The sequence below is a fragment of the Klebsiella sp. MS 92-3 genome (assembly GCF_000195655.1).
GTDB classification, from domain to species: Bacteria; Pseudomonadota; Gammaproteobacteria; order Enterobacterales; family Enterobacteriaceae; genus Klebsiella; species Klebsiella pneumoniae.
Window position 1 is genome coordinate 1 of the sequence record NZ_GL882743.1, and the last position, 9090, is coordinate 9090.

A 9090-nucleotide genomic window follows, 5' to 3' on the forward strand; every position below is an offset into this window, starting at 1 on the left:
CGTAGCCCCGGTAAGCGCAGCGCGACCGGGGGAGAGTTCAATGACAGCTTGTCGCCCATCGGCAACACTGCGGCTACGTTACGCGCCGTCATCCGCACGTTGGCGGCGGAGTTCGCCAGCACTTTATCCGGGTTACGGTCTGGTATCCGGTTGCTAGCCCCGGGAAGCGCAGCGCGACCGGGGGATGACGCCGAGGAGGCCGCGCTTATCCCCCCGTTTTTTCCGTCTCCATGCCTCTTGTTGACCTTTGTTACATTTCCGCTGACTGACGCTGATTTACATTCTTTCTTTGCTTCGTTATCGTTATGTTATAACATTAAATTGAGGCGGGGATATGTTCACATCGATTTTTATGGCATCCGGCGCGGCGCGCGCGGCTATCGCAGGCGTGCTGCTGGCGGCGCTATGGTTAGCAACCTGGTGGGCGGTGACGCTGCCATGATTGAACTGGAGCAGCTGGTCGCCGGCTATGACGGGGTAGCGATCACCCCTCCGCTGAGCGGGATGATATGCCCCGGCAGCCTGACGGCAATTGTTGGCCTCAATGGCTGCGGAAAATCAACGCTGCTGAAAACCCTCGCCGGGTTTCTTCCGCCGGTCAGTGGCCGCCTGCGCTGGCAGGGAAAACGGCCGGTGATCGGCTGGCTGGCGCAGCGCCATGCCCTCGAGTCGCAGTTTCCTCTCAACGTGCAGGATGTGGTAAGCCAGGGCGCATGGCCTGGCGTGTCGCTGCTGCGCGGTCTGGGGGGCGGCACCCGGCGACGCATCGGCGCGGTGCTGGAGCGGGTCGGGCTGGCGGGCCTGGCGAAAACGCCGATCGAAGCGCTCTCCGGCGGCCAGTTTCAGCGCATGCTATTTGCCCGGGTGATGGTGCAGCAGGCGCCGCTGGTGATGCTCGACGAGCCCTTCACCGGTATCGACGAAGCGACCAGTCGCGAACTAATGGATTTGATCCTCGAGATGCACCGGCAGGGACAGACCATCCTGGCGGTACTGCATGATAACCAGCGGGTGGCCGACTTTTTCCCCGAGACGCTGCTGCTGACTCCCCAGCGCGCCTGCTGGGGCGCTACCCGGGCGGTGCTCCCGGCCTTCAGTCATGTGAGGTCGGCATGATCTGGCACACCTTCTTTCAGCCTTTCATTGAATTCGGCTTTATGCGTCGGGCCCTCGTGGTGTGTCTGGCGCTGTCGCTGAGCACCACCATGCTGGGCGTCTTCCTGCTGCTGCGGCGCATGAGCCTGATGGGCGATGCGCTGTCGCACGCCATTCTCCCCGGCGTGGCGGTGGGGTATCTGCTGAGCGGCATGTCGCTGCTGGCCATGACCCTCGGCGGCTTCATCGCCGGCATCGTGGTTGCCCTGGTGGCCGGGTGGGTGAGCCGGCGGACACCGTTAAAAGAGGACGCCAGTTTTGCCGGATTTTATCTGGGCTCGCTGGCCCTGGGCGTCACCCTGGTGTCGCTGCGCGGCTCCAGCGTGGACCTCCTGCATCTGCTGTTTGGCTCCATTCTGGCGGTCGACCGCGATGCGGCGCTGTTTGTCAGCGGCGTCGCCAGCCTGACGCTATTGTGCATTGCGCTGTGCTACCGCGGTCTGGTCAGCGAGGCGTTCGACAGCGCCTGGCTGCAGGTGAATCACCGGCGGCTGCCTGCGCTGCTGCATGGGCTTTTTCTGGCGCTGCTGGTGCTTAATCTGGTGGCCGGGTTTCAGGTGCTCGGCACGCTGATGGCGGTAGGGGTAATGATGCTCCCGGCGGTCGCCGCGCGCTGCTGGGCGCGCACGCTGCCGGGCATTCTGCTGCTGGCGGCGGGAATGGGCGCGCTCTGCGCCTGGCTGGGATTAAGCCTCTCCTGGGCGATTAGTCTTCCCGCCGGGCCCGCTATTGTGCTGACCGCCAGCGCACTGTTTTTTGTTTCGGTATTTTTTGGCACGCGCAGCCGGCTGCTGGTCGGTTGGCGCACATTGATGGGGTAAGGAAATGATGAAACGTAGTGCAATAGTGGTCGCGCTGGCCCTCGGCCTGATGGCGCAGGGGGCCATGGCGAAAACGCTGAATGTGGTAAGCAGTTTTTCGGTGTTGGGTGATATAGCGCAGCAGGTCGGCGGGGAGCATGTCCATGTGGATACCCTGGTCGGCCCGGACGGCGATCCGCACACCTTCGAACCGTCTCCGAAGGCTAGCGCGCTGCTCAGCAAGGCCGACGTGGTGGTGGTTAACGGCCTGGGGCTGGAAGGGTGGCTGGATCGCCTGATTAAGGCCTCTGGTTTTAAGGGCGAGCTGGTGGTGGCATCGAAAGGCGTCAAGACTCATACCCTTGATGAAGAGGGTAAAACGGTGACCGATCCCCACGCCTGGAACAGCGCAGCGAACGGCGCATTGTATGCGCAGAATATCCTCGATGGTCTGGTGAAAGCCGACCCGGAAGATAAAGCGGCGTTGACCAGCAGCGGCAAGCGCTATATCGACCAGCTGACGTCTCTCGACGGCTGGGCGAAAGCGCAGTTCAGCGCCATTCCGCTGGCCAAGCGCAAGGTCCTGACCAGCCATGACGCTTTCGGCTATTTTGGCCGGGCTTACCACGTGACCTTCCTCGCGCCACAGGGGCTCTCTTCAGAGAGCGAGGCCAGCGCGGCGCAGGTGGCGGCGCTGATTAAGCAAATCAAAGCGGATGGCGTCCATACCTGGTTTATGGAGAACCAGCTTGACCCGCGGCTGGTGAAGCAGATTGCCAGCGCCACCGGCGCGCAGCCGGGGGGCGAACTCTATCCGGAAGCGCTATCTAAGCCGGGCGGCGTCGCCGATAGTTACGTCAAAATGATGCGTCACAACGTTGAGCTTATCGCTAACAGCATGAAGTAACAGGTTGTCTGGTCGTCCTGGTTATCACAGGACGACCCATTTCTGGATCCCCCCTCGTAAAATCGCCACTTCATCCCCATATCTCTGTCGAAAGTGCTATCTTTGATGGCCTCTTTATCCAGAGCAACGCGGGGCGATAATGACCGATTCAGAATTAATGCAGCTAAGCGAGAAGATTGGCCGGGCGCTGAAGGCGCGTGGGGCGACGGTGACCACGGCGGAATCCTGTACCGGCGGCTGGATTGCGAAAGCGATCACCGATATTGCCGGCAGCTCGGCGTGGTTTGAACGCGGCTTTGTCACCTACAGCAACGAAGCTAAATCGCAAATGATCGGCGTCAGCGAAGCGACGCTGCGCGACAACGGCGCGGTAAGCGAACCGGTGGTGGTGGAGATGGCGATTGGCGCGCTGCGCGCGGCGCGTGCGGATTATGCCATCTCCGTTAGCGGCGTCGCCGGGCCGGATGGCGGCAGCGTCGAAAAGCCGGTCGGCACGGTATGGTTCGGCGTCGCCAGCGTGAGCGGGCAAGGGGTGACGCGGCGGGAATGCTTTGCCGGAGACCGCGAAGCGGTGCGTCGTCAGGCGACGGCCTATGCGCTAAATCTGCTCTGGCAACAATTTCTACAAAACACTTGATACTGTATGACCATACAGTATAATTGCCTCAACTGAACAAATATTAACGGCGAAGCGAACACGCTTTACCCTGCATGATTAGGAGTAACAATGGCGATCGACGAAAACAAACAGAAAGCGTTGGCGGCTGCACTGGGCCAGATCGAAAAGCAATTCGGTAAAGGCTCCATCATGCGCCTGGGTGAAGACCGCACCATGGATGTGGAAACCATCTCCACCGGCTCGCTTTCTCTGGATATCGCGCTGGGCGCCGGCGGTCTGCCAATGGGCCGTATCGTCGAGATCTACGGTCCGGAATCCTCCGGTAAAACCACCCTGACGCTGCAGGTTATCGCCGCAGCGCAGCGCGAAGGTAAAACCTGTGCGTTCATCGATGCTGAACATGCGCTGGATCCGGTCTATGCACGCAAACTGGGCGTCGATATCGACAACCTGCTGTGTTCTCAGCCGGACACCGGCGAGCAGGCGCTGGAGATCTGTGACGCGCTGGCGCGCTCTGGCGCGGTTGATGTTATCGTCGTCGACTCCGTCGCGGCGTTGACGCCGAAAGCGGAAATCGAAGGCGAAATCGGCGACTCTCACATGGGCCTTGCGGCGCGTATGATGAGCCAGGCGATGCGTAAGCTGGCGGGTAACCTGAAGCAGTCCAACACGCTGCTGATCTTTATCAACCAGATCCGTATGAAAATTGGCGTGATGTTCGGTAACCCGGAAACCACTACCGGTGGTAACGCGCTGAAGTTCTACGCCTCTGTGCGTCTGGACATTCGCCGCATCGGCGCGGTGAAAGAGGGCGACAATGTCGTCGGCAGCGAAACCCGCGTCAAAGTGGTGAAAAACAAGATCGCCGCGCCGTTTAAACAGGCCGAATTCCAGATCCTCTACGGCGAAGGCATCAACTTCTACGGCGAGCTGGTAGACCTCGGCGTGAAAGAGAAGCTGATTGAGAAAGCGGGTGCCTGGTATAGCTACAACGGCGACAAAATCGGTCAGGGTAAAGCGAACGCGATCACCTGGCTGAAAGAGAACCCGGCGGCGGCAAAAGAGATTGAGAAGAAAGTGCGCGAACTGCTGCTCAACAATCAGGATGCGAAGCCAGACTTCGTTGTTGACGGCAACGACGCAGAAGAAACCGAACAGGATTTCTGATATCGTCTGCAAGACTGACAGGGCTGCTTAGGCAGCCCTTTTGCTTTGTGAGATTATCGAGGTGCCTGTGACTGAACCTTCATCACGCCGCTCCGGCTACGCCCGCCTGCTGGACCGTGCTATCCGCATTCTGGCGATGCGCGACCACAGCGAGCAGGAGCTGCGACGCAAGCTGGTCGCTCCGGTGATGAGCAAAAACGGTCCTGAGGCGCTGGACGTCACCCCCGACGAGCTGGAGCAGGTTGTCGCCTGGTGTATCGAAAACCGCTACCTTGACGACAACCGCTTCGTCGGCCAGTTCATCGCCAGCCGGAGCCGCAAAGGCTATGGTCCGGCGCGCATTCGCCAGGAGCTCAGCCAGAAAGGCATTGCGCGCCAGGTCGTTGACCAGGCGATGCGCGAATGCGATATCGACTGGGTGAGCCTTGCCAGGGAGCAGGCACAGCGTAAATACGGCGAACCGTTACCTTCCGCCTTTACTGAAAAAGTGAAAGTTCAGCGATTCCTGCTTTACCGCGGCTACCTGATGGAAGATATCCAGGAAATCTGGCGAAATTTTGCAGATTGACCCATCCGGGATTTTACTTCGCCGTAAAGAAAACTTATCTTATTCCCACTTTATTCCGTCGGGCCGCTGGTTGTGACTGTGCAGGCAGCGGCCTGGGCGATTATTCCTTTACACAAAATCATTCAAGCTGCATCAGGGCGGCAAGAGAGACTCTCTTTCGCAACGCACGTCAGTTCGGTGCCGGAAGAGCAAGCGCAGCCAGGACAGAGGCGACTTGAAGGATGACGTGTAGCTTGATTTCAGGATAATTATGAGCAAGAGCACCGCTGAGATCCGTCAGGCGTTTCTCGACTTTTTCCATAGCAAGGGACATCAGGTAGTTGCCAGCAGCTCCCTGGTGCCGCACAACGATCCGACCCTGCTGTTTACCAATGCAGGGATGAACCAGTTCAAGGATGTCTTCCTTGGTCTCGACAAACGTAATTATTCGCGTGCGACCACCGCACAGCGTTGCGTGCGTGCGGGTGGTAAACACAACGATCTGGAAAACGTCGGTTACACCGCGCGTCACCACACCTTCTTTGAAATGCTGGGCAACTTCAGCTTTGGCGATTACTTCAAGCAGGATGCCATCAAATACGCGTGGGAACTGCTGACCGGTGAGAACTGGTTCGCGCTGCCGAAAGAAAAACTGTGGGTTACCGTTTACGAGACCGATGACGAAGCTTTCGACATCTGGGCCAATGAAGTAGGCGTTCCGCGCGAGCGTATTATCCGCATCGGCGACAACAAAGGCGCGCCGTTTGCTTCTGACAACTTCTGGCAGATGGGCGACACCGGTCCGTGCGGCCCGTGCACCGAAATCTTCTTTGACCACGGCGATCACATCTGGGGCGGCCCTCCGGGAAGCCCGGAAGAAGATGGCGACCGTTACATTGAGATTTGGAACATCGTCTTCATGCAGTTCAACCGTCAGGCTGACGGTACCATGGAGCCGCTGCCGAAGCCGTCCGTCGACACCGGTATGGGTCTGGAGCGTATTGCCGCGGTGCTGCAGCACGTTAACTCCAACTATGACATCGACCTGTTCCGCGATCTGATCGCCAGCGTGGCGAAAGTCACCGGCGCGACCGATCTGACGAACAAGTCGCTGCGCGTTATCGCCGACCACATTCGCTCCTGCGCCTTCCTGGTTGCCGACGGCGTGATCCCGTCGAATGAAAACCGCGGCTACGTGCTGCGTCGTATCATTCGCCGCGCGATCCGTCACGGCAACATGCTGGGCGCGAAGGACACCTTCTTCTGGAAACTGGTTGCCCCGCTGATCGATGTGATGGGCTCCGCCGGCGACGAGCTGAAGCAGCAGCAGGCTCAGGTTGAGCAGGTGCTGAAAACCGAAGAAGAGCAGTTTGCCCGCACCCTCGAGCGCGGCCTGGCGCTGCTGGATGAGGAGCTGTCGAAGCTGAAAGGCGACACCCTGGACGGCGAAACCGCCTTCCGTCTGTACGACACCTACGGCTTCCCGGTCGACCTGACCGCCGATGTGTGCCGCGAGCGCAACATCAAGGTTGACGAAGCTGGTTTTGAAGCCGCGATGGAAGAGCAGCGCCGCCGCGCGCGCGAGTCCAGCGGTTTCGGCGCCGACTATAATGCGATGATCCGCGTTGACGGCGCCTCTGAATTTAAAGGCTACGATCATCTGGAGCTGAACGGCAAGGTTACCGCCCTGTTTATCGACGGCAAAGCGGTGGATAGCGTTAGCGCTGGCCAGGAAGCGGTGGTGATCCTTGATCAGACCCCGTTCTATGCGGAGTCCGGCGGCCAGGTGGGCGATAAAGGCGAATTAAAAGGCGTGGGCTTCTCCTTCGCAGTCAGCGACACGCAGAAGTACGGCCAGGCTATTGGTCATATCGGTAAAGTCGCCAGCGGCACACTGAAAGTGGGTGACGCGGTGCAGGCCGACGTAGATGAGGCTCGCCGTCAGCGTATCCGTCTCAACCACTCCGCGACGCACCTGATGCACGCGGCGCTGCGCCAGGTGCTCGGCACCCATGTGGCGCAGAAAGGTTCGCTGGTCAATGATAAAGCGCTGCGCTTTGACTTCTCGCATTTTGAAGCGATGAAGCCGGAAGAAATTCGTGCGGTGGAAGACCTGGTCAACGCGCAGATCCGTCGTAACCTGGCTATCGAAACCAACATTATGGATATCGATGCCGCGCGCGCATCCGGCGCCATGGCGCTGTTTGGCGAGAAATACGACGATCGCGTGCGCGTTCTGCGGATGGGCGACTTCTCCACGGAACTGTGCGGCGGGACTCACGCGGCGCGTACCGGCGATATCGGCCTGTTCCGCATCACGTCAGAGTCCGGCACCGCTGCTGGCGTGCGCCGTATCGAAGCGGTGACTGGCGAAGGCGCGATGGCCATCCTGCATGCGCAGAGCGATCAGCTCAATGATATCGCTCAGCTGCTGAAGGGTGACAGCCACAATCTCGGCGAGAAGGTTCGCGCCGCGCTGGAGCGTACCCGTCAGCTGGAAAAAGAGCTGCAGCAGCTGAAAGAGCAGGCTGCGGCGCAGGAGAGCGCAAACCTCTCCAGCAAAGCGGAAGAGATTAACGGCGTTAAGCTGCTGGTCAGCGAACTGACCGGCGTTGAGCCGAAAATGCTGCGTACCATGGTTGACGATCTGAAGAACCAGCTCGGTTCGACGATCGTTGTATTAGCTACGGTAGCGGATGGTAAGGTTTCTCTGATTGCAGGTGTGTCTAAGGATGTGACAGACCGCGTGAAAGCAGGGGAGCTGGTTGGTATGGTCGCTCAGCAGGTGGGCGGTAAAGGGGGCGGTCGTCCGGATATGGCGCAGGCCGGTGGTACCGATGCGTCTGCTCTCCCTGCAGCGTTAGCCAGTGTGAAAGGCTGGGTCAGCGCAAAACTGTAATAACTATAAACGCATTTACCCTAAATAATTCGAGTTGCAGGAAGGCGGCGACGCAGCGAATCCCCAGGAGCTTACTCAAGTAAGTGACTGGGGTGAGCGAGGAAAGCCAACACGCATGCAACTTGAAGTATGAGGGGTATAGGTGCCATAACCAGAGGGTTACGGCACCTTGCGTCAGAAACACTGATAACGATAAAGTCGGGTTGAAATTGTGTATATCGGCTAAACTTAGGTTTAACAGAATGTGATGCCATGACTGCTTATACCCTAAGGTATTTGTCATCGCTTACTTTTTGGCGTTATATGATGGATAATGCCGGGATACGAGAGACCCGACTCTTTTAATCTTTCAAGGAGCAAAGAATGCTGATTCTGACTCGTCGAGTTGGTGAGACCCTCATGATTGGAGATGAGGTCACTGTGACAGTTTTAGGGGTGAAGGGTAACCAGGTTCGTATTGGCGTAAACGCCCCTAAAGAAGTGTCTGTTCACCGTGAAGAGATCTACCAGCGTATTCAGGCTGAAAAATCCCAGCAGTCCAGTTACTAAGGTTTCCGCGCCTCGCTGTGCAGTGAGGCGCATCACTTACCGTCGCTTTTTCCCTTTTTCTTTTTTTCCCCCTGCGCCATACCGCTTTTCATTACCCTTTGCCGCTTTGGTCGTTTGGCGTTATGCCAGCGTCAGGGCTGATTTCCTGTTGATAAATTGCCCTTTTTGCCGTTTTTGCACGCGAATTGCGTGCGAAGTGTGCAAACGAAAAAAGGTCTCGAAAAAGTGTTTGACTTATAAGTACCAGAAAGTAATATGTGCGCCATCGCAGCGACGAAGAGCAGAAACAAGTTCTTCGAAGCACTCGAAAGAGGCGTGTGTGGTGAGGTGGCCGAGAGGCTGAAGGCGCTCCCCTGCTAAGGGAGTATGCGGTCAAAAGCTGCATCCGGGGTTCGAATCCCCGCCTCACCGCCATTTTGCATCCGTAGCTCAGCTGGATAGAGTACT

The 9090-nt window shown here is 58.3% G+C and carries 8 protein-coding genes, 1 tRNA gene and 1 pseudogene; 9 read left to right on the forward strand and 1 reads right to left on the reverse strand.

Annotation, left to right across the window (positions count from 1 at the left end; all coding sequences use genetic code 11):
- Positions 1-128 (reverse strand): annotated as a pseudogene (locus HMPREF9538_RS32755) (hypothetical protein); the annotation flags it as partial.
- 277 nt (positions 129-405) lie between these two features.
- Here HMPREF9538_RS32755 and HMPREF9538_RS0126965 point away from each other — a divergent pair.
- The 9 genes from HMPREF9538_RS0126965 to HMPREF9538_RS22515 all read left to right on the forward strand — a co-directional run bounded on the left by HMPREF9538_RS0126965 (position 406) and on the right by HMPREF9538_RS22515 (position 9057).
- The gene (locus tag HMPREF9538_RS0126965; protein WP_015958867.1) at positions 406-1116 is read left to right on the forward strand and encodes a metal ABC transporter ATP-binding protein; all 711 of its coding nucleotides are present in this window, start codon (positions 406-408) and stop codon (positions 1114-1116) included.
- Positions 1113-1976, forward strand: a complete 864-nt coding sequence (locus HMPREF9538_RS22550) for a metal ABC transporter permease (RefSeq protein WP_009484168.1) — start codon at positions 1113-1115, stop codon at positions 1974-1976. The genes HMPREF9538_RS0126965 and HMPREF9538_RS22550 overlap by 4 nt, the downstream gene beginning before the upstream one ends.
- A gap of 7 nt (positions 1977-1983) precedes the next feature.
- Positions 1984-2862, forward strand: a complete 879-nt coding sequence (locus tag HMPREF9538_RS22545) for a metal ABC transporter substrate-binding protein (protein WP_020316664.1) — start codon at positions 1984-1986, stop codon at positions 2860-2862.
- A 139-nt stretch (positions 2863-3001) separates the two neighbouring features.
- Positions 3002-3499, forward strand: coding sequence for a nicotinamide-nucleotide amidase (pncC, locus tag HMPREF9538_RS22540; RefSeq protein ID WP_002914771.1), 498 nt, complete (start codon positions 3002-3004; stop codon positions 3497-3499).
- Between the two features lie 90 nt (positions 3500-3589).
- A complete protein-coding gene (gene recA, locus HMPREF9538_RS22535; protein WP_002914769.1) occupies positions 3590-4648 on the forward strand; it encodes a recombinase RecA in 1059 nt (352 codons plus the stop codon).
- A 67-nt stretch (positions 4649-4715) separates the two neighbouring features.
- Positions 4716-5216, forward strand: a complete 501-nt coding sequence (recX, locus tag HMPREF9538_RS22530) for a recombination regulator RecX (protein ID WP_004213244.1) — start codon at positions 4716-4718, stop codon at positions 5214-5216.
- A gap of 250 nt (positions 5217-5466) precedes the next feature.
- The gene (alaS, locus tag HMPREF9538_RS22525; protein ID WP_009484172.1) at positions 5467-8094 is read left to right on the forward strand and encodes an alanine--tRNA ligase; all 2628 of its coding nucleotides are present in this window, start codon (positions 5467-5469) and stop codon (positions 8092-8094) included.
- A gap of 363 nt (positions 8095-8457) precedes the next feature.
- Positions 8458-8643: a carbon storage regulator CsrA gene (gene csrA, locus HMPREF9538_RS22520; protein ID WP_000906486.1), complete on the forward strand. Its 186-nt coding sequence runs from the start codon at positions 8458-8460 to the stop codon at positions 8641-8643.
- A 321-nt stretch (positions 8644-8964) separates the two neighbouring features.
- Positions 8965-9057, forward strand: a tRNA-Ser gene (locus HMPREF9538_RS22515).
- The last annotated feature ends 33 nt before the right edge of the window (positions 9058-9090 follow it).